25 protein-coding genes and 2 tRNA genes are annotated in these 25906 nt (G+C 65.7%); 9 read left to right on the top strand and 18 right to left on the bottom strand.

Features of this window, described 5'->3' with window-relative positions:
• The 4 genes from AC07YR_RS10210 to AC07YR_RS10195 all read right to left on the bottom strand — a co-directional run bounded on the left by AC07YR_RS10210 (position 1) and on the right by AC07YR_RS10195 (position 3977).
• The gene (locus AC07YR_RS10210; protein ID WP_043482513.1) at positions 1–330 is read right to left on the bottom strand and encodes a biotin/lipoyl-containing protein; all 330 of its coding nucleotides are present in this window, start codon (positions 328–330) and stop codon (positions 1–3) included.
• Positions 323–1387 carry an alpha-ketoacid dehydrogenase subunit beta gene (locus AC07YR_RS10205; protein ID WP_494733880.1) on the bottom strand — a complete coding sequence of 355 codons (1065 nt, stop codon included), beginning with the start codon at positions 1385–1387 and terminating at the stop codon, positions 323–325. Before AC07YR_RS10205 ends, AC07YR_RS10210 begins: the two co-directional genes overlap by 8 nt.
• Entirely contained in the window at positions 1380–2441 is a 1062-nt protein-coding gene (locus AC07YR_RS10200) for a thiamine pyrophosphate-dependent enzyme (protein ID WP_494733879.1), read from the bottom strand. Before AC07YR_RS10200 ends, AC07YR_RS10205 begins: the two co-directional genes overlap by 8 nt.
• Before the next feature lie 150 nt (positions 2442–2591).
• The gene (locus AC07YR_RS10195; protein ID WP_436057968.1) at positions 2592–3977 is read right to left on the bottom strand and encodes an amino acid permease; all 1386 of its coding nucleotides are present in this window, start codon (positions 3975–3977) and stop codon (positions 2592–2594) included.
• A 172-nt stretch (positions 3978–4149) separates the two neighbouring features.
• Here AC07YR_RS10195 and AC07YR_RS10190 point away from each other — a divergent pair, with 172 nt between their 5' ends.
• The 6 genes from AC07YR_RS10190 (at position 4150) to AC07YR_RS10165 (ending at position 10596) form a co-directional block, all read left to right on the top strand.
• Positions 4150–4620, top strand: a complete 471-nt coding sequence (locus AC07YR_RS10190) for an Lrp/AsnC family transcriptional regulator (protein WP_494733878.1) — start codon at positions 4150–4152, stop codon at positions 4618–4620.
• A 143-nt stretch (positions 4621–4763) separates the two neighbouring features.
• Positions 4764–5474: an NUDIX hydrolase gene (locus AC07YR_RS10185; RefSeq protein ID WP_494733877.1), complete on the top strand. Its 711-nt coding sequence runs from the start codon at positions 4764–4766 to the stop codon at positions 5472–5474.
• Positions 5471–6781, top strand: coding sequence for a quinolinate synthase NadA (gene nadA, locus AC07YR_RS10180; protein WP_436057965.1), 1311 nt, complete (start codon positions 5471–5473; stop codon positions 6779–6781). Before AC07YR_RS10185 ends, nadA begins: the two co-directional genes overlap by 4 nt.
• Entirely contained in the window at positions 6778–8502 is a 1725-nt protein-coding gene (locus AC07YR_RS10175; RefSeq protein WP_494733876.1) for an L-aspartate oxidase, read from the top strand. Before nadA ends, AC07YR_RS10175 begins: the two co-directional genes overlap by 4 nt.
• A complete protein-coding gene (gene nadC, locus AC07YR_RS10170; protein WP_055796128.1) occupies positions 8499–9443 on the top strand; it encodes a carboxylating nicotinate-nucleotide diphosphorylase in 945 nt (314 codons plus the stop codon). Before AC07YR_RS10175 ends, nadC begins: the two co-directional genes overlap by 4 nt.
• 7 nt (positions 9444–9450) lie before the next feature.
• Complete coding sequence (locus tag AC07YR_RS10165; RefSeq protein ID WP_494733875.1) at positions 9451–10596, top strand: cysteine desulfurase family protein; 1146 nt, start codon at positions 9451–9453, stop codon at positions 10594–10596.
• Between the two features lie 59 nt (positions 10597–10655).
• On the opposite strand, the gene AC07YR_RS10160 is transcribed toward AC07YR_RS10165, so the two are convergent.
• From AC07YR_RS10160 to AC07YR_RS10145, 4 genes are all read right to left on the bottom strand, one after another.
• Complete coding sequence (locus tag AC07YR_RS10160; protein WP_494733874.1) at positions 10656–11162, bottom strand: GtrA family protein; 507 nt, start codon at positions 11160–11162, stop codon at positions 10656–10658.
• Positions 11163–11197: 35 nt separating this feature from the next.
• Positions 11198–12040: a fumarylacetoacetate hydrolase family protein gene (locus AC07YR_RS10155; protein WP_494733873.1), complete on the bottom strand. Its 843-nt coding sequence runs from the start codon at positions 12038–12040 to the stop codon at positions 11198–11200.
• A 75-nt stretch (positions 12041–12115) separates the two neighbouring features.
• Positions 12116–12778, bottom strand: coding sequence for a DUF1684 domain-containing protein (locus AC07YR_RS10150; protein WP_055796117.1), 663 nt, complete (start codon positions 12776–12778; stop codon positions 12116–12118).
• An 85-nt stretch (positions 12779–12863) separates the two neighbouring features.
• Positions 12864–13160: a hypothetical protein gene (locus AC07YR_RS10145; RefSeq protein ID WP_494733872.1), complete on the bottom strand. Its 297-nt coding sequence runs from the start codon at positions 13158–13160 to the stop codon at positions 12864–12866.
• Positions 13161–13164: 4 nt separating this feature from the next.
• On the opposite strand from AC07YR_RS10145, the gene AC07YR_RS10140 reads away from it, so the two are divergent.
• On the top strand, positions 13165–13704 hold the full coding sequence (locus AC07YR_RS10140; protein WP_436057957.1) for a hypothetical protein: 540 nt from the start codon (positions 13165–13167) through the stop codon (positions 13702–13704).
• 75 nt (positions 13705–13779) lie between these two features.
• Positions 13780–14586 (top strand): transglutaminase-like domain-containing protein, encoded by an 807-nt coding sequence (locus tag AC07YR_RS10135; RefSeq protein ID WP_055796113.1) that lies wholly within the window; start codon positions 13780–13782, stop codon positions 14584–14586.
• A gap of 8 nt (positions 14587–14594) precedes the next feature.
• Here the strand turns inward: AC07YR_RS10135 and AC07YR_RS10130 are convergent, their stop codons facing one another.
• From AC07YR_RS10130 to bcp, 8 genes are all read right to left on the bottom strand, one after another.
• Positions 14595–15056 carry a MarR family winged helix-turn-helix transcriptional regulator gene (locus AC07YR_RS10130; protein ID WP_494733871.1) on the bottom strand — a complete coding sequence of 154 codons (462 nt, stop codon included), beginning with the start codon at positions 15054–15056 and terminating at the stop codon, positions 14595–14597.
• Positions 15056–16180, bottom strand: a complete 1125-nt coding sequence (locus AC07YR_RS10125) for an LLM class flavin-dependent oxidoreductase (protein ID WP_436057955.1) — start codon at positions 16178–16180, stop codon at positions 15056–15058. Before AC07YR_RS10125 ends, AC07YR_RS10130 begins: the two co-directional genes overlap by 1 nt.
• Positions 16181–16370: 190 nt before the next feature.
• Positions 16371–19604: an efflux RND transporter permease subunit gene (locus AC07YR_RS10120; RefSeq protein ID WP_494733870.1), complete on the bottom strand. Its 3234-nt coding sequence runs from the start codon at positions 19602–19604 to the stop codon at positions 16371–16373.
• Between the two features lie 68 nt (positions 19605–19672).
• Complete coding sequence (locus AC07YR_RS10115; protein ID WP_494733869.1) at positions 19673–21178, bottom strand: malate:quinone oxidoreductase; 1506 nt, start codon at positions 21176–21178, stop codon at positions 19673–19675.
• A 78-nt stretch (positions 21179–21256) separates the two neighbouring features.
• Positions 21257–22933, bottom strand: coding sequence for an ABC transporter substrate-binding protein (locus tag AC07YR_RS10110; protein ID WP_436057952.1), 1677 nt, complete (start codon positions 22931–22933; stop codon positions 21257–21259).
• A 228-nt stretch (positions 22934–23161) separates the two neighbouring features.
• Positions 23162–23836 (bottom strand): fasciclin domain-containing protein, encoded by a 675-nt coding sequence (locus tag AC07YR_RS10105; protein WP_055796097.1) that lies wholly within the window; start codon positions 23834–23836, stop codon positions 23162–23164.
• A gap of 250 nt (positions 23837–24086) precedes the next feature.
• Positions 24087–24168, bottom strand: a tRNA-Leu gene (locus tag AC07YR_RS10100).
• A gap of 141 nt (positions 24169–24309) precedes the next feature.
• Entirely contained in the window at positions 24310–24780 is a 471-nt protein-coding gene (bcp, locus tag AC07YR_RS10095) for a thioredoxin-dependent thiol peroxidase (protein WP_494733868.1), read from the bottom strand.
• A 96-nt stretch (positions 24781–24876) separates the two neighbouring features.
• On the opposite strand from bcp, the gene AC07YR_RS10090 reads away from it, so the two are divergent.
• Positions 24877–25359: a MarR family winged helix-turn-helix transcriptional regulator gene (locus AC07YR_RS10090; RefSeq protein WP_051628953.1), complete on the top strand. Its 483-nt coding sequence runs from the start codon at positions 24877–24879 to the stop codon at positions 25357–25359.
• Positions 25360–25371: 12 nt separating this feature from the next.
• Here the strand turns inward: AC07YR_RS10090 and AC07YR_RS10085 are convergent, their stop codons facing one another.
• The gene (locus AC07YR_RS10085) at positions 25372–25647 is read right to left on the bottom strand and encodes a hypothetical protein (RefSeq protein ID WP_494733867.1); all 276 of its coding nucleotides are present in this window, start codon (positions 25645–25647) and stop codon (positions 25372–25374) included.
• A 172-nt stretch (positions 25648–25819) separates the two neighbouring features.
• Positions 25820–25895 (bottom strand) — tRNA-Lys (locus AC07YR_RS10080).
• Positions 25896–25906 lie beyond the last annotated feature (11 nt).

The raw sequence follows: 25906 nt of genomic DNA, 5'->3' as shown, positions 1-25906 counted from the left end.
TCAGTCCTCATCAAGTACGGCGCTCAGGCGGACCCGGCGCTTTGGTGCCTCTTCCTTCGGGACCGTGCCCACGATGCCGGCAGTGTTGTCCGGCACCTCAAACACAATCAGGGGCTCGCCGACATTGATCTTGTCACCGGGCCCGCCGTGGATACGCACCACTTTACCTGCCTGCGGACTGGGCAGTTCAACAGCGGATTTGGTGGTTTCCACTTCGACGAGCGGCTGGTTGCGCTCCACCTGATCGCCCGGGGAAACCAGCCACTCCAGCACCGTTGCCTCGATCAGGCCCTCGCCGAGGTCGGGGAGCGGGAAGGAAATTTCAGCCACGTTTGTACTCCAATACTCGCTGGATGCCAAAGAGGATCCGGTCAATGTTCGGGATGTATTCGTCTTCCAGATCGCCCGAGGGATACGGCACGTCGAAGCCGGTGATGCGCTCCACGGGTGCCTTGAGCGTGTCGAAGCAGGCCTGCGTGATGAGCTGGGCAACTTCGGCGCCAAGCCCGGAGGTGAGCGGCGCTTCATGGACGACGACGGCGCGCCGCGTCTTCCGCACGGACGCCGCCAGCGCGGCTTCATCGATGGGCTTCAGCCAGCGCAGATCCAGGACCTCGATGTCGATCCCGTCCTCGGCGGCGAGCTCGGCCACCTGCAGGCAGCGCGCCACCATGGCGCCCCAGGCGACGAGCGTGAGGTGGCGGCCCGCACGCATGACTTTCGCGCCGGTGGGGGAGCCGCCGGTGGGGGAGCCTGCCGGGTCCGGAGAGTCGAAGTCGACCTCGCCTTTTTGCCAGTAGCGGGACTTCGGCTCCATGAAGATCACCGGGTCAGGCCGCGTGGCGGCGTACTTGAGCAGGTGGTATGCCTCGTGCGGGTTCGACGGCGAGACGACCTTCAGGCCCGGTACGTGCGCGAAGAGCGCCTCGAGGCTTTCGCCGTGGTGTTCGGGGGCGCGAATGCCGCCGAAGCTGGGCACGCGCAGGGTGATGGGCATCGGCATCGTGCCGCGGCTGCGGTAGTTCATCCGGGCAATCTGGCAGACGATCTGGTTGACGGCCGGGTAGGCGAAGCCGTCGAACTGGACCTCCGGGATGGGATGGAAGCCGGCCATCGCCAGCCCCACCGACATGCCCAGGATGCCGGACTCGGCGAGCGGGGTATCAAACACCCGGCCGGCGCCGTGCTTCGCCTGGAGGCCGTCGGTAATGCGGAACACGCCGCCGAGCCGGCCGCAGTCCTCACCGAAGACCAGCGCTTTCGGGTTCGCGGCGAGCACCTCGTCCAGGGCACGGTTCAGTGCCTGCTGCATGGACAACTGTTCAACTCCGCTGCGTGCAGTTCCTTCGGCCATGGCGGCCCCGCTTTCAAGGGTGGCATTAGACATGTTCGGACTCCTCGCGCCAGCTGGCGGCCTGGGCCTGCAGTGCAGGGGTGGTTTCCTGGAAGACCAGGTCGAACATTTCGGTGCCGGGGCGGGAACCGAGCGCCTGGATCCCGGCGCGGATGTCTTCCTCCTCGGCTTTGGCGGCTGCCAATGCTTCGGCGAAGAAGGCATCGTCGGCGATACCGTCGGCTAGCAGCTGCTTCCGGAAGCGTTCCAGCGGGTCTTCGCCGGCGTCGTCGCGCTCTTCATTGAGCGACCGGTACCTGCCCGGGTCATCGGAGGTGGAGTGCGGGCCGCGGCGGTAGGTCATGGCCTCGATGAGCACCGGGCCATTGCCGGCCCGCGCGTGCGCGAAGGCGCGTCGCGTCGCTTCGGCCACGGCAACGACGTCGTTCCCGTCGATCCTCAGTGCCGGCATGCCGTATCCCGCCGCGCGGGCGGCGACGGATCCGCCGGCCACCTGGCGTTCCGTGGGGACCGAGATGGCCCAGCCGTTGTTCTGGACGAAAAAGACCACCGGAGCCCTCATGACCGCCGCGAAGTTCATCGCCTCATGGATATCGCCCTGGGACGACGCGCCGTCGCCGAAGTACGTCATGGCCACGCCGTCCGCCTGATCCAGCGTCTGGCCGTGGGCCCAGCCCACGGCGTGGAGCACCGATCCGCCCACCACGGCCTGGATGGGTGCAAGCCGGGACTCGATCGGGTTATAGAGTCCGCCGTGCCACGTGGCCTTGTGTGTGGACATATAGGCCACCATGTCCACACCCATGGCCCGGGCCACGCCCATTTCGCGGTAGGTGGGGAAGACGAAGTCGCGGGTGGTGTCCACGGCGTAGCCGCTTCCCACCTGTGCGGCCTCCTGGCCGAGTTCCGGCGCGTAGCCGGGGATGAGCCCTTGGCGCTGCCAGGCGATCGCCGATGTGTCCAGGTGCCGGACGGCCACCATCAGCGAATACAGTTCGCGAAGCTGCTCGGCGGTCAGGGGTTCAGCATGTGGTCCCGACAGGTGCCCGGCGTCGTTGCCGTTCAAAGGGGAAGGCGAGGTATCCATGCCTGTGACCCTAGTCACGGGCGGAAGGCTGGGCAATCAGCCCACGTTGGACTTGCCAGATTGTGAAAAGCTGCCATGGGTGGAGCTGTATCGCATAGCAATTTGCCTAGTGGAATCGGGAGCGACCCGCTTGGGCTGCTGCCTACGTGCCTACCTTGCTGCGCTCGCCCGGCGGGACGCTGTGACCTTGGCGCCGATCCTGCAGGCCGCGGCAATCGCGGCAACCAGGATGATGGTGCTCACCAGCTGGCGGCTGCTCTCGGGGCTGCTGAAACCGACAGCGAAGATCAGCGCCAGCAGGACCAGTCCGAAGATCGTCAGGCCCGGGAAGCCCTTCATTCGGAGCGGAAGCTCGGTGCCGTCGCGATCCGCCTTGCGGCGCAGGATGAGCTGGGAGATGAGTGCAGAGCCCCAGACCATGAGGCAGGTTGAGCCCACCAGCTGGAATAGCGCCGGGAGGATCTGTTCCGGGAAGAGGAGTTCAAGCACGGCGGCGATGAAGCCGAAGGCCACGGAGACGCCCACGGCAACCATCGGCACCCTGGCCGCATTCAGCTTCGACAGGAAGCGCGGGGCTTCGTCGCGCTGGGCCAGCGAATAGATCATCCGGGACGCACCGTAGAGGTTCGCGTTGAGCGCGGACAGCAGTGCAATGACAGCCACCAGGGTGATGGCCGTGCCGGCTCCCGGAATCCGTGCGGCATCGAGTACGCCGGCGAACGGCGAGGCGAGGGATTCGGAGGTGGCCGGCAGGACAGCGGCAATGACAAACACCGAGCCGATGTAAAACACCAGGATCCGCCACAGCACCGTGCGGATCGCCTGGCCCACGCTGTGGCGGGGGTTTTCAGTCTCGGCGGCGGCAACGCTGACGATCTCGGTTCCGCCGAAGGCGAAGATCACCACGAACAGCGCGGTGGCAATTCCGCCGAGGCCTGCGGGGGCGAAGTTTCCGGTGATGTTGCCCAGGCCGGGGCTGGGTGCGTCAGGCAGCAGGCCAAGGAGCAGCGCCGTGCCGATGCCCAGGAACATCAGGATTGCGGCCACCTTGAGGATGGCGAACCAGAACTCGAACTCACCGAAGTTGTTCACGCCGGCCAGGTTGATGGCGGTGAAGAGGGCCATGAACACCAGGGAAAGCACCCAGACGGGGATCACCGGCCAGACCGTGAAAAGGAGGCCCGCCGCGCCGAGGGCTTCGGCCGCGATGACCACTACCAGTTGCAGCCACCACAGCCACCCCACAGTTGCGCCGGCGGTCCTGCCCATGGCCTTTTCCGCGTAAACCGAGAACGCTCCGCTGTTCGGGTTGGCGGCGGCCATTTCGCCCAGGGCCCACATGACCAGGATGATCAGCGTGCCGGCCACGAGGTAGGAGATCAGGACGGCCGGACCGGCGGCCTGGACGCCCGCCCCTGAGCCGAGGAACAGGCCTGCCCCGATGGCGCTGCCCAGCCCCATCATGGTCAGCTGGCGGGGCTTCATGCTGTGGCCGAGCGAAGTGGATGGGCGCTCTGCCGTGGACTTCATCGTCATGCTTGCGAACCTTCTTGTGGTCGGTGGGTGGTCCTTTTGGGACATATTGAATTTACCGTCCCGCGCGGGCCTCTTCGCACAGCTTCCGTGAGAGCATGGTGGCAGTTTGCAGGAGTATCGCCCGGATATCCGGCGATTTGTAAGCGGATGGGCCGACGTGAAAGGGAAATCAATGAATGTGGACGCAACGGACGCCAAAATTGTCCGATTCTTCACGGATTCGCCCAGGGCTTCGGTGCTGGAAGCTTCACGCGTCCTGAAGATCGCCCGCGCCACCGTCCAGTCCCGGCTGGACCGGATGACGGCAGGCGGGGTCATCGGTTCGTGGGTGCCCCAGCCGGACCCCTCCCATTTCGGCTACCCGGTGGTGGCGTTTTGTTCGCTCACCATCAACCAGGACCTGGGGCACGATGCTGTGGTCGAAGCCCTGGCGCGTATTCCTGAACTGATCGAGATCCACACCGTTTCCGGCAGCTCGGACCTGATGGCGCGGATCGCGGCGCGGTCCAACCCCGACCTGCAGCGGGTCCTGGATGCCATGATCGCCACCAAGACCGTGCTGAGGTCCTCGTCCGTGATTGTCCTGAACACGCACTTCCAAGGCCGGACGCTGCCGCTGCTCGAAGCGGCCGCCGCAATGTGACCTGAAGCATTTTGTGTAGGAGCCCGGCAGTCGTACCATTAGTTCTAGTCATGTTGACTATAACTAACCGGGGTACCCGTGGTCGGGGCGCCGGACGAAGCCCAGAGGCACCGTCGGGTGCGAAGAAAGCGGGGTGAACCGCCGTGTACACGAGCTCCGCCAACGTTGCCGAGCGGCAGGCAGCACCGCCGTCGCTCGCCATTTCCACGGTGATCTTCGCCCTCCGTCCCAGCGAGAAATCCGGGCGGCCCACCCTGTGGCTGCCGCTGGTACGCCGCATCCGTGAGCCGTTCAAGGATCTGTGGGCGCTCCCCGGGGGACCGTTGACCCACGCCGAATCCCTCCAGGACGCGGCGTCGCGGAACCTGCAGGAAACCACCGGGCTGGCGCCGAACTACCTGGAACAGCTCTACGCCTTCGGCGGCCTGCACCGCTCTCCGTCCCAGCGTGTGGTGTCCATCGTCTACTGGGCGCTGGTCCAGCCGACGGAAGCCGCCCTCGCCGACGAATCCGAGAACGTCAAGTGGTTCCGGGCGGACCGCCTGGGAGACCTGGCGTTCGACCACAACGCGATCGTGGACTATGCCCTCGGGCGCCTGCGGAACAAGCTGGCCTACGGTTCGGTCGCCTACCACCTGCTGGGGGAGTACTTCACCCTGGCCCAGGTCCGGGAGGTCTACGAAGCCGTCCTTGACCGGGAGCTGGACCCCGCGAATTTCCGCCGCCAGCTCAAGTCCACGCCGGAAATCGAAGAAACCGGCGAATACCTGCAGGGCGGAAAACACCGCCCGCCCCGCCTCTACCGCTTTACCGGCCGCCCCGGCCTTGACCCAGATAACAGGAGCACACCATGAGCAGCGTCAACACGGCAATCCAGTTGATCACTCGCGAACAGGCCGCCAGCAGTGCCACAGGCATTGCAACAGCCGCAACCTGCAGCCCGGCACTGGCCCGCGGGCCATGGGATTACGATCTCGCCGAGGCCCTTGCCGGTGTGCCTGCGTACGGCCCGGGTGCTTCCAGCTCGGACGTCGCCCCCGCGGCCACCCCGCGCCAGGGGCAGCTGCCGGAGGAATACAAGAAGGCCAGCGACGCCGAACTGGACACCCGCATCAGGGCGGCCAAAGCCGCACTCGGGGACAAGGCCGTCATCCTCGGGCACTTCTACCAGCGGGACGAGGTGATTGAGTACGCCGACTTCGTGGGTGACTCCTTCCAGCTGGCCAATGCCGCGCTGACCCGGCCGGACGCCGAGGCCATCATCTTCTGCGGCGTCCACTTCATGGCCGAAACCGCGGACATCCTCTCGAAGCCGGACCAGGCGGTCATCCTGCCGAACCTCGCAGCGGGCTGCTCCATGGCGGACATGGCGGACATCGATTCCGTGACCGAATGCTGGGAGCAGCTGGAGGAGCTTTACGGCACCGAGCCCGACGCCGACGGCCGGGTTCCGGTCATCCCCGTCACCTACATGAACTCCTCCGCGGCGCTCAAGGGCTTCTGCGGCGACCACGGCGGCATCGTCTGCACCTCATCCAACGCCGCCACAGTGCTCGAATGGGCCTTCCAGCGCGGCCAGCGGGTCCTGTTCTTCCCCGACCAGCACCTGGGCCGCAACACTGCCAAGGCCATGGGCGTGCCGATGGAGCAGATGCCCATGTGGAACCCGCGCAAGGACCTCGGCGGCAACGACGAGCAGACCCTGCTCGATTCCCGCGTGATCCTCTGGCACGGCTTCTGCTCCGTGCACAAGCGCTTCAACGTGGGGCAGATCGAGAAGGCCCGCGCCGACTTCCCCGGCGTCAACGTGATCGTGCACCCCGAGTGCCCCATGGAGGTGGTGGACGCCGCGGATTCCGCCGGTTCCACCGACTTCATCCGGAAGGCCATCGCCGCCGCCACGGAACCCACGACGTTTGCGATCGGCACCGAGATCAACATGGTCAACCGGCTGGCGGCGGAGTACCCGCAGCACACCATCTTCTGCCTGGACCCGGTCATTTGCCCCTGCTCCACCATGTACCGGATCCACCCCGGTTACCTGGCCTGGGTACTGGAGGCGCTGGTCAACGGCGAAGTCCTCAACCGCATCACCGTGGACGACGACGTTGCCGCTCCGGCACGCGTGGCCCTCGAGCGGATGCTGGCGGCGCGGCCGTGACGAGGCGGCTTGTGGTTGCCGGCAGCGGTATTGCCGGACTCTACGCGGCGCTTCTGGCAGCCGACGCCCAAGATGGCTCTGCGGCGGAAGTGGTCCTGCTCAGCAAGGGGCAGCTGGAGCACAGCAACACCTTTTACGCCCAGGGCGGCGTGTCGGCTGTGCTGGAACCGGGCGAAGCCGCCCCCGGCGACTCCGTGGAGGCCCACGTGGCCGACACGCTGGCCGCAGGGGCGGGCCTGAACAACCTGGAGGCCGTGCGCATCCTCTGCACGGAGGCGGCACAGGACATTGCCGGGCTGCGCCGGTACGGGGTCACCTTCGATGCCGATGCGCAGGGGGACACCGCACTGGGACTGGAAGCTGCCCATTCCGCACCGCGCATCCTGCACGCCGGCGGGGACGCCACCGGCGCCCGCATTGCCCGCGGACTGATCGCCGCGGTCCTGGAACGGGCGGTGTCCGGCCGGCTCCGGCTGGAAACAGGCGCTTTCGTCACGGAACTGACGACGGCGGACGGCCGGGTGACCGGCGTGACTTACCTGCAGAACGGCGAACTCAAGAACCTGGCAGCCACGGGCGTGCTGCTCGCCACCGGCGGTGCCGGAAGGATTTTCGCGCGCACCAGCAATCCCTCGGTAGCCACAGCCGACGGACTGGCGCTGGCCTGGCGTGCAGGCGCCGCAGTGAGCGACCTCGAATTCTTCCAGTTCCACCCCACCACCATGGCGATGACGGAGACGGCAGGCGGCCCGCCGCCGCTTCTGGTGTCCGAAGCAGTCCGCGGCGAGGGCGCGGTGCTGATCGATGCCGACGGCCACCGCTTTATGCCGGACTATCATCCCGACGCCGAACTTGCACCGCGCGACGTCGTCTCCCGCAGCATCGCGCTGCACCTTGCCCGGACCGGGGTGCCGGCGGACAGCCCGGTGTTCCTGGACGCCCGGGGCATTGCTGCCGCCAAGGGCCCGGACTTCCTGGCGCGGCGGTTCCCTACGATCACCGCCGCCACGGCAGCGGCAGGATACGACTGGACGGCCGAACCGCTTCCGGTGTCTCCGGCAGCCCACTACTGGATGGGCGGGGTGGCCACGGACCTGGGCGGACGGACCACCGTCCCGGGACTCTACGCAGCGGGCGAAGTAGCTTGCACCGGCGCTCAGGGCGCCAATCGGCTCGCCAGCAACTCGCTGCTCGAAGGGTTGGTTTTCGGGCGGCGTGCCGTGGAGGCATTCCTTGGTGAGCCGTCGCACGACTCGCCTGGGGCGTCGTGCGACGCTGTTCCTCCGCGTGCTGTCTCGGCCGCTGGCGGCCTCACCTTGACGCACGCTTCCGGAACATCCTCGAACGACGGCGGGAAGCGCGGCCTTGCGTGCGGGGAAGCAGCCTCAGCGGCGCAGCCCGAAGATGTCGTTATGACTGTGCCGGATCCCGGTCCGTTCTCGCGGGACGCTCTGGGGCGGTTGATGACCGGTGCTGCCGGGGTGCTGCGAACAGGGTCTGAACTCGATGCTGCTGCCGTCCAGTTGGCCGAGTGGGCGGAATCCATCGACGGTACTTACGCGCGCGACCCGCGTCAGTTTGAAGACCGCAACCTGTTGCTGGCCGCCCGGCTGCTCGTGGAGGCCGCCCGGAACCGGACTGCCTCCGTGGGTGCCCACTACCGGGCGGATACGGACCCCGCGGCCGCCCCCTCCCATTCGATGCAAAGGATTTCCTCATGACCACCACCGCCCAGGAAACACTGGCCCGGACGGGCGTTGAGCTCACCGGCAGCCTCCCCGAAGCCGCCGTGCTGGGTGTGCTCAGCGCCGCGCTCGCCGAGGATGCCCCTTACGGTGACATCACCTCGCAGGTCCTGATTCCAGCGCAGGCACGCGCGACGGCGGTGCTGAACGCCCGTGTCCCGGGCGTCCTCAGCGGGGGAGCCGTGTTCGCTGCCGCCATGAAACTCACGGACCCGGACGCCGTCGTCGAGCTGTTGGTGGCGGACGGCGGAAGGTTCGGCGCGGGCACGGCGCTGGCCAGGGTGTCCGGCAACGCCCGGGCAGTCCTGCTTGCCGAGCGCGTGGCCCTGAACCTGGTTCAAAGGATGAGCGCGATCGCGACGAAGACGGCCGAATTCGTGGACCTTGTCCAGGGAACCAAAGCCCGCATCACCGACACGCGGAAGACGACTCCGGGCCTGCGGGTGCTGGAACGCTACGCAGTACGCTGCGGCGGCGGAGCCAACCACCGCTTCAGCCTGTCCGACGCCGTGCTGGCCAAGGACAACCACCTCGCGGTCATCACTGGAGGCGATCCGGCGAAACTCACCGCAGTGCTCAGGTCGGCGAAAGCGCAGCTCGGCCACACCACGCACTTCGAGGTTGAAGTGGACCGGATGGAGCAGGTGGAGCCTGTGCTCGCCGCCGGAGTGGACACGATCATGCTGGACAACTTCACGCTGGAGGAACTGGCCGCCGGTGTGGCGCTCGTGGACGGTCGGGCCCGGGTGGAAGCCAGCGGCAACGTCAACCTCGGTACTGTCGCAGCGATCGCGGCCACTGGTGTGGACGTCATTTCCATCGGCGGCCTCACGCACAGTGTGATCGCCCTCGATCTGGGCCTCGACATTGAACTGCTGGGCGTTGAACTGACTGACGCTGAACTGACGGTGGGCTGAACGCGCCATGATTTTCCTGGACGCCGCAGCAACCACGCCGGTCCGCCGCGAAGTGCTGGAAGCCATGTGGCCATACCTCACCGGCGACTTCGGAAACCCGTCGAGCCACCACTCGCTCGGAGAGTCCGCCGCCACGGCGCTCGCCGGCGCCCGCACGGCCACGGCCAAGTCGCTGAACTGCCGGCCCGCGGAGGTTACCTTCACGTCCGGCGGCACTGAGGCGGACAACTTGGCCGTCAAGGGAATCGCACTGGCGCGACAGGCTGCGGACCAGGCCCTCGACCGCGTGGTGATCAGCGCCGTCGAACATCCCGCGGTGGAAGAATCGGCACGGTACCTCGAACGGTTCCACGGTTTCGCCGTTGATACCGTCCCGGTCGACGGCTACGGGCAAGTGACACCCGCAGCCCTTGCAGCCGTGCTCCGCCGGGAGACGGCGCTGGTCAGCGTGATGTATGCGAACAATGAAGTGGGAACGGTCCAGCCAATCCGGGAACTTGCCGCGCTGTGCCGTGAGAAAGGCATCCCGTTCCACACGGACGCTGTCCAGGCTGCGGGCTGGCTTCCGCTGGACACGAAAATCCTCGGTGTGGACGCCATGAGCATCTCCGGGCACAAGCTGGGTGCACCCAAAGGCAACGGGGCGCTGTTCGTCCGGAGCCGCACCCGGGTTGAACCCCTGCTCCATGGCGGCGGGCAGGAACGCGGCCGCCGCTCCGGAACCGAGAATGTTGCGGGCGCCGTGGCGTTGGCCACTGCACTGGCGCTGGTCCGCCCCGGTCAGGAGCACGTCGAAGCCCTGCGGGACGACTTCATCCGCGAGGTCCTGGCCGGGGTGCCCGGCGCGCAACTGACAGGACACCCTGCCGAGCGGCTGCCCTCGGTGGCTTCCTTCTGCTTCCCGGGGACCAGCGGCGAATCGGTGCTCCTTGAGCTGGAACGGCAAGGCGTGGTGTGCTCCAGCGGGTCCGCCTGCGCCGCCGGATCCGATGCCGCCTCGCCGGTGCTGCTGGCGATGGGCATTCCGTCCGACGTCGCCCAGACCGCCGTCCGCTTCAGCTTTGACGCCTCGGTGACGGCGGCGGAACTGCACGAAGCAGCAGCAGCCGTCCGGCACGCAGTGGACAGCGTGCAGACGCTGGGCATCCGCTAGGGCGCATGCCCGCAGCGCGCGGTCAGGCGCGCTATCGGGGCTGCCGCTGAACGGCGCCGTCAGCGGTGCCGTGCGCGGCGGAAGATCCAGTGCCGCAGCAGCGCAAAGCGCACTGCAGTGGCCGCGAAGCCGGACAACGTGGTGGTCCACAGCTCATCGGACATGCTCGCCGCAGGATTGAACCAGTGCAGCACTCCGAGGCTGCCTCCGGTGAGTACCAGCGCAATCACGATGACCACCAGGCCGCTCAGGTGGTCCCTGCCGACTTTGCTGCGTCCGGCGATTTTGAACGTGAGCCGCCGGTTCAGGGCTGTGTTCATCACCGAGGTGATGATCAGCGCCGAGGCGTTGGCCAGTTGCGGCCCCAACCAGGGCCGTAGCAGCGCGTACAGGGCAAGCGAGGTCACCGTGCACACAATCCCTACACCGGTGAAACGGATTAGCTGCCGGACTGCGGGGAATCGCAGGACGCCGCGGTAGTGCTTCGTGGCCGGTGGCTGTCGGACGGCCGTGTCGGAACCGGACTGTTGCGTCAGCGGGACGGCGGTCGCAGCAGGTGATTCCATCGCTCAAGCCTGCCACACCACACCGGCGGATTCGGTCAGGCGGCGGCGTCCCTGACCGGGTTCGTCAGTTCGCCGATCCCTTCCACGCGGCAGGTAACGGTGTCTCCGGGGTGCAGCTGTGCGCTTTCGGCAGGGAATCCGGTGAGGACCAGGTCTCCGGGGTGGAGCGTCATGAAGGACGTCAGATAAACCAGGATTTCGTCCACGCCCCAGCCGAGGTCCGCTGAACTGGCAGCCCTCAGTTCAGTTCCGTTGTGCACGACTCCGATGGAAAGGGCCGCGCTGTCCAGGACTGTGTCCAGGCCCGTCACGATCCACGGTCCTACCGGTGTGAACGTGTCCTGGCTCTTGGCGCTGATCCACAGGTCGTCCGCTTTCTGCAGGTCCCGGGCTGTGACGTCATTGCCGATAGTGAAGCCGAGGACGGCCTCCCGGGCGTTCTCCAGCGTCAACCCGCGGGCCTTGCGTCCGACGACGACGGTCAGCTCGGCTTCCGGGTCCACATGCCCCACTCCTGGCGCGAGTTCTATGGCATCGCCCGGTCCCACCACGCTGGTGGCTGCCTTGTGGAAGGCCTGCGGAGGCAGGTCCCGGCCCGCCGGGCCCGTGTTGTGCGCCATGCCCAGCACGTTGGCCGGAATGCTTGGCGCCAGGAACGTGAATGCGTCTTCGCCGACAGTGGAGCCGTGGTGCCAGCCTGCCCGCGGGGCAGCCGCCGCGTTCGCCAGTGACCCGGGGAAGGGGCTGTGGATAACGGTCCAGAGCTTTCCCGCTTCGCTGCCGTAATCCGGAGCGTCATTGGCGACGAAGAACTGTTCCAGCTCCGAGGCGGGGGAGTGCGGGCGGACGCGGGCAATGCGGCGGGTCGGTGCGGTCATCACGACATCCTACGTCCCGCCGGGACGTGCCGTCGGAGTGTGTCGCCCGGAGGCCCTGCCCTGCGGCTGGGTCCGTCAGTACAGTTCGCCGACCGGGATCTCCACGGCCAGCCGGTTGGACGGGCCGGCCAGCGGGCAGGCCCAGGCCTCGTTGTAGGCGCAGGAGGGGTTGTATGCGAAGTTGAAGTCCAGGATGAACTCGGCGTCGGGCCCTGATCCCAGCACGCCGTGGAAGGCGCCCTTGATTGTGTCCAGCAGGTAGCGTCCGGCGCCGTAGCTGCCGCCGGGCTGACCCGCCGTCGCATCCCGGAACGGCACGAAGATGCCGCCGCCGTAACCGTGCAGCTTCCAGACGCCCAGTTGACCCATCTCGGGCAGGTCGAAAGTGCCCAGCCGGACAAACCTGACCAGCCCGTCGGTGCCCGTCTCGACGTTCATTTCCCGGCCGGCTCCCTCTTTCGTCAGGGGCACGTGGAACCTGTAGATGGGGTCGTAGTCAGCTGTCCGGAGGCCGCTGAACGTGGCCTTGGATGCTGCGGTGAGTGCCGACGCCGGGTGGGTGCCGAACATCCTGTCGCGTTCCTGCCGCCAATACGAGTGCGCCTCGGCGGGGCTGTCCACGGCTATCCTTCGGACGTTTTGGTACATGGCAAAGGTCCGGATCCGCCAGTCGGCAATGTCCAGGGCCGAGATGTCCGCCACGCTGTCCTGCTCCGCGTCAAAGTGCTGTTCCGCCATGCCCCCAGCGTAGCCCTCTTTGCGGGCGGGAAACCCCGTGCGTCAACACTCCGCCCGGAACGCGGCGGCTGCACCGGCCGCGCGGCTACTCTTGCCTCATGACAGGGAAGGCAATGGTCCGCAGGGCACGGCTGGGCGCGGCGTTCATCGTGGCGGCCGCGGTGATGTCCGGATGCAGCGGCGACGGCAAGGGACAACCGGCCTGGACGGCGGGCAGCAGCCCGTCCGAGAGCGCGACGGCGGGAGGAACGCCGTCTGCGTCGGCAACAGGCGCAACGCCCGGATCCTCCGCCACCGGCGCGCAACCTTCGGCGTCGGGTACGGAATCCGCCTCCGCCGGGGCGACGGCCGCCGCGTGGAAGGTCTTTTCGGATCCCGCCAAGGTCGTGAGTTTTGAACTGCCCCAGGACTGGATCGCACAATCAGTCACGCCGGACCAGGGGACGCTTCCGGGGGCCCTCAAGGTCGAAGTCAAGGACGCCAAGGGTACCTACCTGGCGACGCTGCAGACGGGCCTGCCATCACCGTCCTCCGCTGCCTGCGCGGACTCGGCCAGAAGGCCCTACGTGGTGGTCAGCAGTGTTCCGGTGGACCTGCCGCACCGTGAGGGTGACGGCCTTATCACCCCGCATGTGGTGTTCCGCGTGATCCAGGGATACAAATACTTCGGCTCCTTCGGCATCACCAACGTGGTGGGGGGAGGCGACGGCAAGGCGTGCACCCTGCAAAACGTGGTCCGTGGCCCCGAGGGCAAGGGCGACGTCTCGTTCGGAGACCTGGCCGCGCTCCGGGCCTTCGCCGCGGATGAGAAGGTGGCCCCGGCCAAGGCCTTCGACACCCTGGACCAGGCGGCGAAGTACGTCAACGAGGGGTCTGAATTTGCGAATGTCCAGCGGATGCTAATGTCTCTGAAGATCAAAAGTTAGTCCCGCCGCCCGCCCGTAAACCCAACCGGCCGGCACCGGGGACTGTTCTGCCACTACCTCACACCCCGGAGATACATGGAACGCAGCGTGGCCGCCCGCCTCGTCTTCAAGACCGCAGCTGAAACCAAAGTCGCACTGGCGGTTGCCGTCGCGAGGAATGCGGGCTATACGTCGCTCGTGGAAACGTTGTCGGTGACCTCCGGGACGGACCCGGTGCCCGTGACGGAACTGTCCGACCACCACGGCGGCCGCTTCCACTACATGGAGTTCGCGGACCCCACGGAGGTGACCGTGGACTACTCGGCCACCGTTTCCGGACTGGCCCTTCCGGAAGAGCCCACCCGCATGGAACTCATCCGCTACGTCCGGCCCAGCCGCTACGCGGAGTCCGACCGGCTGCTGCCTACGGCCTACGCGGAATTCGGCGGCCTCCAGGGCGAAGAGCTCCTGCTCGCCGTCCGCAACTGGGTCTTCAGCGAGCTGCGCTACGTCAGCGGTTCCTCCCGGGGGACCGACGGAGCGGTGGAGACGCTCCTGAACCGCCGTGGCGTGTGCCGGGACTTCGCACACCTGGCCATTTCCCTCCTGCGTTCGAAGGACGTCCCGGCCAGGCTCGTGGCCGTCTACGCGCCCGGGCTCAGCCCGATGGATTTCCATGCCGTGGCAGAGGCCTATGTCAACGGTGCCTGGCATGTCATCGACCCCACCGGGCTGGCCCCGCGCGAGAGCATGCTGAGGATCACGGCGGGCCGGGACTCCTCGGACACCGCCTTCCTGTCCACTGTCGGCGGAAGCCTGTCCTTGCGGGAACTTCGGGTCACTGCGGTGGTGGACGGGCAGCTGCCTGTGGAGGACCCCGCCAAACTCGTCGCCCTGACCTGACGCAGACCTTAGCGCCCTGACAAGGACCCGCGCAGTTTCTCGGTAAGCCGCAGGAGTTCCCGCTGTTCGCTGGCGGTGAGTGCGGGGGTGATCAGTGCGGAAATGTCGCGGACATGTTCGCGTCCGATCTGCTTCTGCAGCTCCCGCCCGGCATCTGTCAGCCTCAGGAGGACGCCGCGTCCGTCCTGGGGCGCCGGCATGCGCTCCAGGAGCCCCCGCTTCTCCAGCCTCTCCACAAGCCTGCTGAGGCTGGACTGGCTGAGGAGTACGTTGTCGTTCAGTTCGTTCAAGCGCAGCCAGCCGGAGGGGCAGCGCGAGAGGGTGAAAAGGACGTCGTATTCGTTGACGGCCAGCGACTTGAAGGCAGGGCCGGACTGGAGCCTTCGCATCACCGCAACCTGGGCGCGGAACAGCGACTCCCAAGTTTCCGCAGCGAGTTTGACGGGCGACCCGCCTGGCTGGGCGTTCATCAGGCGTCCCGGGCTGTTGGATTGGTCACTGCATCCTCCTGCACCTGGGCGGCCAGCCGGGCTGCCACCCGTCCGGCGTGCGTGGGCGGTTCCGGTACATGGGCGGGCGTGAGGGCGGCGTACTCCTTGCGCAGGACCGGCAGGACCTCTTCGCCGAACAGGTCGAGCTGTTCCAGAACGGTCTTCAGCGGCAGGCCCGCGTGGTCAATCAGGAACAGCTGGCGTTGGTAGTCGCCGAAGTACTCACGGAACGTCAGGGTCTTTTCGATGACTTCCTGCGGGCTGCCGACGGTCAGCGGGGTCTGTGACGTGAAGTCCTCCAAGGAAGGGCCGTGGCCGTAGACCGGGGCATTGTCGAAGTACGGGCGGAACTCCTTGACGGCGTCCTGCGAGTTCTTCCGCATGAAGAATTGTCCGCCGAGTCCCACAATCGCCTGGTCGGCCTTGCCGTGGCCGTAGTGCTCGTAGCGTTCGCGGTAGAGGCCGATCAGCTGCTGGTAGTGCTCCTTGGGCCAGAAGATGTTGTTCGCGAAGAAGCCGTCGCCGTAGTACGCAGCCACTTCCGCGATCTGCGGCGTGCGGATGGAACCGTGCCACACGAAGGGGGCGACGCCGTCGAGCGGGCGGGGGGTGGACGTGAAGTTCTGCAGCGGCGTGCGGTGCTTGCCGGACCAGTTCACGGTGTCCTCGTCCCACAGCTTGCGCAGCAGGCTGTAGTTCTCGATGGCCAGTTCGATGCCGTCCTGGATGTTCTTGCCGAACCAGGGGTACACCGGTGCCGTGTTGCCGCGGCCCATCACGAGGTCCACGCGGCCGTCAGCAAGGTGCTGCAGCATCGCGAAGTCTTCGGCGATCTTTACGGGATCGTTGGTGGTGATCAGTGTGGTCGCCGTGGACAGGATGATGCGTTCTGTCTGCGCCGCGATGTAGGCCAGCGTGGTGGTGGGGGAGGAGGAGAAGAACGGGCGGTTGTGGTGCTCGCCGATGGCGTAGACGTCCATGCCGATCTCTTCGACCTTCTTGGCGATGGCTACGGACGCTTTGATGCGCTCGTGTTCCGTGGGCGTGCGGCCGGTGGTGGGGTCGGTGGTGATGTCACTGACACTGAATACGCCGATCTGCATGATGTGCCTTCCGTTCCTGAACTGTTCGGGTCTGGTTTCAGTGTACCCGATATACATGCATTTGCATCTATCGGTGGATGTAACGTCTGGCACGCCAGGATATTCCCGCACGGTTAAACAGCAGTGCCCGTCCCACCGGGTGGCACGGGCACTGCTGTTGTTCAGGCGCAGAAAGACTTTCAGGAAGCGGCTATTCGGGTTCGCCGGCCGCTGCCCGGCGGCCGGAAACCTTGGGCACCATGCCCGTTGTCCAGTCGCGGAACTCTGCGTCGACATCGTCCGGAGGACCGAAGTCGGGACGTTCGTGCATTGCGCGGAGCAGGGTCTTCTTCTCCCGGCGTCCTTCCACCAGCCGGTACAGGACCGGTACCAGCACCAGCGTCAGCGCCGTCGAGGAAACCAGACCGCCGATCACCACGATCGCCAGCGGCTGGGAGATGAATCCGCCGCCGCCGGTAAGTCCGAGTGCCATGGGCGTCAGGGCGAAAACGGTGGCCAAGGCGGTCATCAGGATGGGGCGGAGGCGTTGCCGCGCCCCGTGCGTGATGGCGTCGGCCACGTTCATTCCAGGGGACTTCGTTCCGGAAAGACCGGTCCGCGGCTGCCGGTATTGGTTGATGAGGTCGATCAGGACGATGGCGTTGGTCACCACGATCCCCACCAGCATCAGCATGCCGATCAGCGAGGGCAGCCCCAGCGGCACCCGGGTCACCAGGAGCAGCGCGATGGCTCCCGTGGCGGCGAACGGGACGGAGACCAGTAGGATGAGCGGCTGGATGAGCGATTTGAACGCAGCCACCATGATCACGTAGACGATGGCGATGGCGGCCAGCAGGGCCAGGCCCAGCTGCTGGAAGGACTCTGTCTGCTGGGTGGTGGCGCCGCCGATCTCCGCCGTGACGCCTGCGGGCAGTTCAACCCCCTTGAGCCGGTTCTGCACCTCTGTGCTCACTGCGCCCAGGTTGGCGCCCGACGGCGTCACCGAGACCCGCGCGGTCCGCTGCCCGTTGCTGGCGGTGATGGACACCGGGATGTCCACCTGCTCCACAGAAGCGATGCTTCCCAGCGTGACGGCACCACCAGCGGCCGGCAGCGGGATGTTGCGGACGGCGCTGACGCTGGTAAAGCGGGTGCCCTCGCCGATCTGGACCGGGAAGTCGTTGGTGTCGATCCGCACCGTTCCGGCCGGCAACGGGCTGATGGTGGCGGCCAGGACACCGGCCACCTGCTCCTCGTTCAAGCCCGCCGCGACGGCCTTGGCGCGGTCCACCTTGACCTGGACCACCGGCTGGCTTGCCGCAAGGTTGGTGGCAACCTCGGTGCTGCCGGGTACGCCTTCCATGGCCTTGACCATGGCATCGCTGGCTGCCCTGAGGTCTGCGGAGTTTGCCGCCTTCAAAGTGATGTCCACCGTGGAGGTGGTGCCGAATCCGCCCTGTTGGGAGCCTACGGAGATCTTGCCGGCGTCACTGATCTTGGCCAGTTCGGTGCGGACTGTTTCCTGAAGCCGGGCCTGGTTGGCCTTCTCCTCGGTGACCACCGTGAACGAGGAGTTGGAGGCGCCGCTGGAGGTCAGGGCAGTGAAGCCCGTCTGCGCGTTCCCTGACGTGACCTGGACGTCCTTGATGCCGTCGATGTCCCGCAGTACTTCCTCGACCTTCACGGCGGCCGCGCTGGTGTCCGTGAGGCTGGTTCCGGCCGGCAGGACCTGGCGGACCGTCATACTGTTCTCGCCGGAGCGGCCCAGCAGGTCGGTGGCGAGCAGGGGGGTCATGGCCGCCGTCCCGCCGAGCACCAGGACAGCCGCGATGAGTGTCACCACCGGGTGTTTCTGAGTCTTGTTCAGGACGGGCAGGTAGCCCCGCTGGAGCAGGCTGCGCTGCTCCTTCTCATGGGCCTTGGCGGCGGCATCCCGGGCGGCCTCGGCGGAAAGCTCGGCTCCCGCGCTGCCGGCCGGCGTCTTGAGGAACCAGTAAGCCAGAACGGGGACGATGGTGAGGGACACCAGGAGTGACGAGAGCAGCGCTATGGTCACCGTCAGGGCGAAGGGCCGGAACAGTTCTCCTGCCAGTTCCCCGACAAAGGCTATTGGGAGGAAGACGGCCACCGTGGTCAGGGTGGATGCCGTGATGGCGCCTGCGACTTCCCGGATGGAAGTGAGGATGGCGGACAGCTTGGTTTCGCCGTAGCTCAGGTGCCGCTTGATGTTCTCGATGACCACAATCGAGTCGTCCACCACGCGTCCGATCGCGATGGTGAGTGCTCCGAGGGTCAGGATGTTCAGCGAGTATCCCGTGGCAGAGAGCCCGATGAAAGTGATGAGCAGCGAGAGCGGGATGGAAACGGCGGTCACCAGCGTGGACCGCACGGACATCAGGAATACCAGGATCACCGCGACGGCAAAGCCGAGGCCCAGGAGGCCCTCCGTGGTGAGGTCCTTGATGGACTTTTCGATGAACGGGGCCTGGTCGAACACCGGGGTGAACTTGGCGTTGGATCCCAGCTCGGCTTCGAGCTGGCTGATGGAATCCTTCACCGCATGGGAGATCGCCACGGTGTCACCTTCGGGCTTCTTCGTCACGGAGAGGGCAAGCGTTTCCTTGCCGTTGGTCCGGGTTATCGAGGTGCGGGCGTCGTCCTTGATGCTGACATCGGCCACGCTGCCGATGGTGGCGGCGTCCTTGGCGCCACCGAGCGGCAGGGCCTTGACAGCGTCCAGGGAGTCCACGGGGCTGCCGATCTGCAGCGAGAGCGTTTTGCCCTGTTCCTCGATGGTGCCTGCCGGAACCAGAGCCCCGTTGTTTTTCAGGGCGTTGGTGATGGACTGAAGGGTGGCGCCCTTGGCTGCCATGGCATCGGGGCGGGGAAGAATCTGGATGTGCTGGGACGCACCGCCGGTGACGTCGGCGCCCCTGACGCCGTCGAGCTTCTGAAGACGGGGGACGCTGAGGCGCTGGAGATCGGCGTTCAGCTCACTGAGCGGCTTGTCGGAGGAGACCGCCAGGAAGACAATCGGGAAATCGCTGATGCTGCCGGCAATGGCCTGCGGCTGGACGTCATCGGGCAACCCGCGCTTGGCATTGGAGATGGCACGGTCGATCTGGTTCCGTGCCCGGTCCAGGTTGGAACCGTAGGTGAACACCATCGTGATCTGGGAAACGCCCGTGCGGGACGTGGACGACGTCGACTCGAGCCCCTCGACACCGTTAAGCGCGGTCTCGAGGGGCCCGCTCACCTGCTTGTCCACCACTTCCGGCGAGGCCCCGGGCATGGCGGAGATGACCGTGATTTGCGGAAACTCGATGGAGGGAATGAGCTCTTGTTTCAGCGAGGACATGGTGATCACGCCGAACACCGACGCAAAGACGGTGATCAGCGCGATCAGTGCCCTGTTTGCCAGCGAAAGTTTAGCCAGCCGGTACATCTCATGGTCTCCTGGTGGGTTGACGGTCTAGTGGTTGGAGGTGGAACCGGCCGTAACCCAACAGGGCGTCAGCTGGAGGGCGCGTCCACGGCTTCCAGCTGGAGGGCCTTGGCAGTTTCTGCCTCCAGCTGGGTGGCCAACTCCGGGTTGTCGTTGAGTTTGATGCCGTAGCCGGGCATCATTTCCTTGAGCTTGGCCTGCCAGCCCTTGAAGTCCTTCGGGAAGGACTTCTGCAGGAGTTCGATCATGATGGGAACGGCGGTGGATGCTCCCGGGGAAGCCCCCAGCAGCGCACCGATGGAACCGTCCCGCGCCGCGATCACCTCGGTGCCGAACTGCAGGACACCGCCCTTCTTCGGGTCCTTCTTGATGATCTGAACACGCTGGCCGGCGGTGATGAGTTCCCAATCGCCGTCTTTTGCTTCGGGGTAATACTCGCGCAGGGCCTCGACCTTGTTGCCGTGGCGCTTGGCCACTTCCTTGACCAGGTATGCCGTGAGGTCCATGTTGTCCTTGGCGACGGCCAGCATCGGGATGATGTTGCTCGGGCGGATGGACAGCGGCAGGTCCAGGTACGAACCGTGCTTGAGGAAATTGGTGGAGAAGCCGGCGTACGGGCCGAACAGCAGTGAACGCTTGCCGTTGACGTAGCGGGTGTCCAGGTGCGGCACGGACATGGGCGGTGCTCCGACGGAGGCCTGGCCGTAGACCTTGGCGCTGTGCTGGGCGGCGAGGGCCTCATCGGTGCAGCGGAAGAACTGGCCGGAGACCGGGAAGCCGCCGTAGCCCTTGCTCTCCGGAATTCCGGAGGCCTGCAGCAGGTGGAGCGCGCCGCCCCCGGCGCCGACGAAGACGAACTTCGCGCGGATGTTGCCGTGCTCGCCGGACTGCTTGTGCTTGAGTGTGAGGTCCCAGCCGCCGCCCGGTGCACGGCGGATGCCGTTGACGTCGTGGCCGTAGTTGATCTCCACACCGTTGTTGCCCAGGTACGTGGTCAGCTCGCGGGTCAGCGCGCCGAAGTCGACGTCGGTCCCTTCGGCCGCGCGGGTGGCGGCGATCCGCTGCTTGGGGTCCCGGCCCTTGACGATCAGCGGAGCCCACTTGGCGATCTGGGCGTGGTCTTCGGAGTACTCCATGGAGCGGAAGAGGGTGTTTGGCTTCAGTGCCTCATACCGTGTCTTCAGGAAGTCCGCGTTGTTGTCCCCGATCACAAAGCTCATGTGCGGGACCGTGTTGATGAAGCCCTTGGGGGAGCCGATCAGGGAGTTGCTGACCAGGTGGGACCAGAACTGGCGGGACAGCTGGAACTGCTCGTTGATGTGCAGCGCCTTGGACGGATCAACCGAGCCGTCTTTGGCTGCGGGAGAGTAGTTAAGCTCACATAGGGCGGCGTGGCCGGTCCCTGCATTGTTCCACGGGCCTGAGCTTTCCAGGCCGGCTTCGTCGAGCCGTTCGAACAGCGAAATGGTCCAGTTCGGTTCGAGCTGCTTGATGAACGCACCCAGGGTGGCGCTCATGATGCCGCCGCCAATCAGGACGACGTCGGCATGTTGGGTCTTGGATATGAAAGTCACAATCAGTCTCCGATAGCAGCGGCTCTGGCTGTCACAGAATATCCCGAGCGCCCCACTAACTGAAATTGGGGCGGTCCGTCAAGGTTTAAGCTCCACCTTTGTGAAAACCTCGTTTAATACCGGCGAGGCCGGGTACTTCAACACCCGGTCTGAAAGTGCCAGGGCCGAAATGGGGAAGGCAATGGGGACGGCGGGGACCGTCTCCGCAATCTGGGCGTTGATGGTCTGGTACTGCTTGGTCCGTTCGTCTCCCTCGGGCAAACCGCGGGCGCGCGCAATCTTCGAAAAGACCTGCGGATCCTGGTAGCCGAACTCACCGTTCTTCTCGCCGAACAAGGGCCCCACGAAGTTGTCCGGATCGGAGTAGGAACCATTCCAGCCGAGCAGGTGCAGGGCGTGGTCGCCCGGAGACTGCACTTTCTGCAGGTACCCGTCCGTCCAGTCCACGGGGACCGGCTTGATGTTCAGGCCGACGGCGGTGAGCTGCCTGCTGAGCTCCGCATAGATCTTCTCGGGTGTCGGAAGGTATGGCCTGGTCACATTCAGGGGGTAGTAGAACTTGAGTTCCTCGCCCTTGTAGCCGGCCTCCTCCAGAAGCGCTTTGGCCTTGGCCGGATCATGGCCCAGCGAGGGGGCGTTGTTGTTGAACCCGCTGAGTTTGGGCGGGACGAACTGGGACGCCTGGGCGGTGTTATCGATGAAGAAGCGGCGGATCAGCGTTTCCTTGTCCACCGCCAACTCGATGGCCTGGCGGACCTTGATGTTCTGCAGGATGGGCACGTCCTGGTTCATTCCGAGGTACATCACGGAGAACGGGTCCCGCTGGATGATTTGCTTCCCGCGCTTGACGAGCTGGTCGAAGTTGCCCACGGTGACGGCGTCATAGCCGTCGATCTTCCCGTCGAGGAGGGCCTGGAGCCGGGACTGCGGATGATCGTAGGTGACGAAGTTGATGGTGCCGATCTGGCCCTTGTCGCCCCAGTAGTCCTTGTTGCTGACCAGCTTGACGCTGGAGTCCTCCCACGCCGCAAAGCTGTAGGGGCCCGTCCCGACGGGATGCAGGGCATAGGCCGAGACCGGCTGGCCGTCGCGGCTCTGGCTGAGGCTGTCCGCTTTCTGCGCCGCCATCGCAGTCGGCGAGGACATCGCGAAGGCCGGGAGCGTCAGGGCCTGGAGGAATCCGGTGAAGGGCTGTGTGAGATCGATCCGGACGTTTCCGGCGGAGAGCGCGGTGCAGCCCTTGTAGATGGACAGCGAGGCCTGGTCGGCGTGGGCCTTGAAGACGCCCTTGAACGAGGTGCCCGGCGCCTGCTTCCGCAGGCTTTCCGGGAAGTTGAACCATCGGTTGAAGTTGGTGCAGACGGCCGCCGCATCGAAGGGTGAGCCGTCCTGGAAGGTGACGCCCTCCCGGAGCTTAAACGTGTAGGCGCGGCCTTCACTTGACTCTGCCCACTCGGTGGCGAGCAGGGGAGTGGGCAGTCCCGTCGTCTGGTCCACTCCGACGAGGCCTTCGAGGACCTGGCGGGTAATCCGGTAGGACTCGACGTCGGAGGCCAGGGCAGGATCGAGTCCCAGCGGCTGGGCAGCGGTGCCGAACGTGAACGTCGCTGTCGGTGCGGCGGGTGCCGAGCCGGTCGGAACCGCGGACGACGACGCCGGTGCCGGAGCAGGCGTGCCCGTGCACGAGGCCAGAAGCAGCGACAGGACCCCTGCGCCGATACTGACTGCAATGCGGCGCGATTTACTGCTGGGCACTCGATGATCACCTCTGGACGGCAGGAAGGCCCGCGGACAACGGACCGGTCCCCAGTCTAATTGACCGATCCTGGACACCCGCCGGGTGCGCGCCGGCCGCGCGCCGGGCTGCCGGCCGGCTTGCCTGAGGGCAAAAAGGAGGCCCGCACCGTCCGGTGCGGGCCTCCGTTTCTCCAGGGTCGGTCCAGGGAGTCAGGCTGGAGCCGGAGCAGGAGCGTGCGGGGTTGCCTACTTCGGCATCAGGACGGAGTCCACCAGGTAGACCGTGGCGTTGGCCGTCTGGACGCCGCCACAGATGACGCTGGCGTCATCGACCTTCAGCGCATCCTTGGTGCCGGTCACGGTGACTGAACCGCCCTGGACAGTTTTGTGGGTGCCCACAATCTTGTCAGGGGTGATCTGGCCCGGAACCACGTGGTAGGTCAGGATCTTGCTCAGGAGTGCGTCGTCGGTCTTGAGCGTTTCGATGGTGGCGGCGTCGATCTTGGCGAACGCGTCATCCACCGGTGCGAAGACCGTGAATTCACTGCCATTGAGCGTGTCCACGAGGTTGACCTTCGGGTTGAGCTTGCCGGACACGGCTGCCGTGAGGGTGGTCAGCAGCGGGTTGTTCGAGGCTGCAACCGCAACCGGATCGAGGGCCATTCCTGATACCGAGCCCGCGCCACTGGGGACCTTTTCCGCGTAACCTGCGCAGCCGGGACCCACCAGGTTGGCGGCCGGATCCATGGCGGCCGCAGAGCTGGCGGACGGTGACGGAGCCATGCTCGAAGCAGACGGCGTCGAAGCCGGTGCGGAGGAGCTGTTCGCCGTCGTGGCTGAACCGCCACAGGCGGTCAGGCTGAGCAGTGCTGCAGCTGCAACACCTGCGACGGTGAAAGTTGTGCGCTTGAATGACTGCATTTCGATTCTCCTTGTTAGTGCCGATCATTGCCTGCTGCGAACGACTGCGTCGATCACTGCACTGGCTGAATTTCCGACTGCGGGCACCGACCCTTGGTTGGTGTCTCAATCGGTATTCGGCCGCTCGGCACGAACGGATGGGTGAACGGAGAGAATCTTTTTTTCGAGGTCCTTCCTGGCGCGGGTGCGGCGGCGTTAAACGAAGGAATCCCGGACCATGAGGCCCGGGATTCCGAGGATTGTGCAGCTGTGCGCAAGGGGGGACTTGAACCCCCACGCCCGAAGGCACAGGAACCTAAATCCTGCGTGTCTGCCAATTTCACCACTCGCGCGCGGCGCCGTCGTGCGTGTTCTTGCTCCCATTCCTGCGAGAGCAGGAAACGTCCGACGGCGGATTCCAGGCTCCAGTGTACCTGCCGGGGGCGCCTTCCGCTCGATGGGCCCGCGTGCCGTTCATGGCCTGGCGAAAACGACTAAGACAGTCCGAGGTCCCTGCGCAGCTTGGCCACATGGCCGGTGGCCCGTACGTTGTACTGGGCAACGGACACCTTGCCGTCAGGGTCCACCACAATGGTGGACCGGATGAGGCCCTCGTAGGTCCGCCCGTAATTCTTCTTCTCCCCCCAGGCGCCATAGGCCTCAGCCACGGTGTGGTCTTCGTCGGACAGGAGAGGGAAAGTCAGCCCTTCCTTCTCTGCGAACGTGGCGAGCTTGCCGATCGGATCAGGAGAGACGCCGACGACGTCATAGCCTTCGCGTTGCAGGGAAGCGAGCGTGTCGCGGAAGTCGCACGCTTCCTTGGTGCAGCCCGGCGTCGACGCTGCAGGGTAGAAGTACACGATGGTGTTCCGGCCGCGGTAGTCCTTCAGGCTGACGTCCTTCCCTGCGGAATCCTTCAGCGTAAAGTCCGGTGCCGGAGTGCCGGGGGTGAGTCGTTCAGCCAAGATTTTCTCCTTAGGAATGTTCTGGACATCAAAGCTTAGTAAGCGGGGGAGCGAGGGACGAATCCCACGCTGGCTATACTAAGTTGTATGCCTGATATGGATCGCTGGCCCACAGGGCGCCTCTTGTCCACCGCGGCACGTCTCGTGGAACACTCCTGGAACGAGAAGCTGGGAGCCATCGGGCTCACCCATGCCGGAGTGATCGCCATGGAGGTACTTTCCCTTAATGGACCCATGACGCAGGCGCAGCTGGCTCAATTGGTCCGCGTCCAGGCCCAGACCATGGGAAAAACACTCAGCAGGCTCGAGGTGCACGGCCACATTCGGCGCGAGCGCAGCACGTCCGACCGCCGAAGCCACGTGGTGTCCCTGACTGAGCGCGGAGTGGAGGCCGTGGCCGCTGCGGCGGACATGGAGCGGACCGTGCTTGCGGCCGCTTCGATCGACCCGGACATCCTTCGTCAGGAGCTCCAGGCTGTGGTGACAGTCCTGGCCAGCCGTTTTTCCTCGCCGGAGACCAAGGCAATCGTGGCAAGTGCCGAGTCCGGCCTTACCGTGGACGCGAACAGCGCTAACTGATCAGCTGATTCACTACCCCAGGAGCCGGACGGCAATTGCTTCCAGCGCCTGAACGTCCCAGCCCTTATTCAGGGGGCCCAATTTGGCCTGCAGCACGGCCATTACGCCCATCTCAGACAAGGCCTGCAAAGCCGAGCCGGGGTTTTCGCTGAACTCGAGGCTGCTTTCCATGATCCCCGGCGCATCGACGTCCGTGGAGGGGAGCGGCAGGGAGGCCGCCATGGCGGCGCCAAGCGCTTCGGCGTCGGCTTCGATCGTGCCCGTCACAGTAAACCGAAAGACAGCCATGGTTAGCCCCTCCCACACCTAGGAGTGACGTCACTCTATCCAGTGCGGCGCAGGTGCTCCGATGCTTAAGGTGAATATTTCCTAAAGAATTGTGGCCAGGCCTGATGCAGTGTTTTCGGGCAAAGCGAAACCCCGCCTTCACGGCTTTTGGCCTGTGAAGACGGGGTTTCTCTGGTGCACCCCCCGGGACTCGAACCCGGAACCCATTGATTAAGAGTCAATTGCTCTGCCAGTTGAGCTAGAGGTGCAACTGTTGTTT

The sequence above is a fragment of the Arthrobacter sp. GW460-12-1-14-TSB2 genome (genome assembly GCF_059423525.1).
This window is presented reverse-complemented; position numbering and strand designations above follow the sequence as displayed.